This is a genomic window from Nostoc flagelliforme FACHB-838 (genome assembly GCF_014698065.1).
Taxonomy (GTDB): domain Bacteria; phylum Cyanobacteriota; class Cyanobacteriia; order Cyanobacteriales; family Nostocaceae; genus Nostoc; species Nostoc flagelliforme_B.
The window spans coordinates 1-2120 of sequence record NZ_JACJSI010000659.1 but is presented as its reverse complement, the minus strand read 5'-3'; the positions used below and the strand labels follow the sequence as shown (position 1 = coordinate 2120).

The window sequence follows — 2120 nt, the reverse complement described above, 5'->3', positions numbered from 1 at the left end:
CGTCGCCCCAAAGCTTACCCCAGATTGACCAAGCCCAGACATGAATTACGTCATCAATTGCAAACTGCTTAATTGATAAGGCTTTCCGCTTTTCTTAGTGCCATTCGGCTATGGATAGAGCAGAGGCTGTATGAGATTATTCAACAGCACATCACCAATCCCAGAAGAAAGGGCATAAATGACTTAGCCTCAATTGATACTAGGAAAACTACCCTGCTCCCTGACAGTAAATATTCCTTCGGGTTTGGAGCGCCAGCAGAGTTAGCACTACCGATAGTTGCAGCGTACAGGGTGTTTCTAGACACAAACTACAACTGGATTATTCCATTTGACGAATTCGCGGAAGATTTTTTACAACATCTCTGGAATAACAATTTTCGTAAGTATTTGATAGCGGAGAAAACAGCAGGTAATACCGTCGGAGCGAAAATCAGTCGCAACCAAGAGATTTGGGAAAGTCTATACATCGCTGCCCAAAGTTATCTCAATGGGCGTTTGGTTAAAATGGTTAAGTCTAACAAGTGTGAAAAATTAACACTTACTCCTAACTAAAAATGGTTAGAGGGAGGTTGAGATATTGCCACACATTAGTGGGAACCAGCTAAAGTTACCAACAGAGCAGAAGGAGCGATATTAGTCTTTTGAACACAGCCGGACACAGATGCTTCAATCAGATCATAGTGCAACCGGGTTGCGGTAAGGTATTTTCAGCTTACCGCAAATTCACACTACAGGGCTTCATGTCCCAACCACGCTTAAGCAATTCTCCATCTTTTCGAGACGATCTGAACAACAACCGCGTTGAAGCTACTGTAGCGTTTCGGTGAAAGCCTTGATGGTTTGCTGTCCACGTTGTGCATTTCCCGTAGCCAAGAAGTCTAAGATTGCGCCTTGAAATAAGTGGAATAGCAATAAAGCAGTAGTTTTGTCATTTGTGAGATTAAACAGAGAATCTATCCATTTTTGGCTCTCTTGTTGTACGAAACGTTGTGTTTCTGAATCGCCTTGTATGGCACGTTGATTTAGTTCCATCGTCAATGCTATCAGAACAGTCAGAGTTTCAGTATTATCCTGCAAGTTCTGGAATCAGAGGGGTACTCGGTCGATTACAGCGTGGTCAAAATGGCTGACTTTGGGTTGCCCCAGGCGCGGCGGCGGTTAGTCCTGGTTGCAAGCAAGGGTTTTCACGTTGCCTTACCTATGGGAGCTAAATCTTGTGGTTGGTACGAGGCGTTCACGAAGTGTGCCGAAGGTATCGCGCATCTAATCCCCACCATGACCGATTCCCAACTACTCTCCAAACAACGGCAAGCGGTAGAACAATTTCTGACAGCTAACGAACCAACGCCATTGCTACTAGAGAGAGTTGGAGGGCGCAACGGAATGAAGTACAAGCCTGGGCATCTACCCTGTAACACCATTCTGCGATCGCACTTCACCGATCACAAAGGCTGCAACCGTAGTAAGTTCGCTGATATCTGGTTGCCGGATGGGATAGTTAAATCTTTGTCAATTGCAGGGGCTGCGAAGTTACAGGGCTTTCCTGATTGGTACGAGTTTCCCCAAGAGGCAGCAACGGCTGGGTCAATTATCGGGTATTCCGTGCCTCCCAGCTTCGCAAGTCAATTATTTGCATCAGTACAGAGCAAATTATTAAGAGTGACTGTATGAATAACCTTGTCCAAGACTTAGAACAGTGCTGGTACATCTCCCCACCTTGGGGCCCACGAATCCCGCCGTTACTGGTAAGTTTGCTTGAGCGGGTGTACGTCAAGAGAGTCAAAGCATTCGGTTACTGCTGCGGGGTGGAGTGGTCGCCGCAGGGTTGGAAATACGAAATATCTACTGGTAATGACAATATTAGTGTTTGGGGTAGTGAACTTATTGGCACAGGCAACTTACAACCGGTTACTAAAGAAAACCTGTGTTTGGCTTGGGTGAGTTGGTCGAGTTTCGATTTCATTAGAACAATCTTACAGCGTGCATTGAATCCGCCAAATCTTACCAATAACTTTGGACTTTAAGATAGTGTGATTACATAAACTCATAAGCTAATCGCAACTATGATGAGTAAAATTTATTTACAGATATTTTTGTTAAGATTTTTTAAATTGAGAAAA

2 protein-coding genes and 2 pseudogenes are annotated in these 2120 nt (G+C 44.4%); 3 read left to right on the top strand and 1 reads right to left on the bottom strand.

Features of this window, described 5'->3' with window-relative positions:
• Positions 1-78: 78 nt before the first annotated feature.
• Positions 79-552 (top strand): annotated as a pseudogene (locus H6G97_RS50345) (AIPR family protein); the annotation flags it as partial.
• A 255-nt stretch (positions 553-807) separates the two neighbouring features.
• Here the strand turns inward: H6G97_RS50345 and H6G97_RS50340 are convergent.
• On the bottom strand, positions 808-1032 hold the full coding sequence (locus H6G97_RS50340; RefSeq protein WP_199350200.1) for a hypothetical protein: 225 nt from the start codon (positions 1030-1032) through the stop codon (positions 808-810).
• Positions 1033-1059: 27 nt separating this feature from the next.
• Between H6G97_RS50340 and H6G97_RS50335 the strand changes: the two are divergent.
• Positions 1060-1671: pseudogene (locus H6G97_RS50335) on the top strand (DNA cytosine methyltransferase); the annotation flags it as partial.
• The gene (locus H6G97_RS50330; RefSeq protein WP_190947685.1) at positions 1668-2024 is read left to right on the top strand and encodes a DUF1392 family protein; all 357 of its coding nucleotides are present in this window, start codon (positions 1668-1670) and stop codon (positions 2022-2024) included. The pseudogene H6G97_RS50335 and the gene H6G97_RS50330, both read left to right, overlap by 4 nt.
• The last annotated feature ends 96 nt before the right edge of the window (positions 2025-2120 follow it).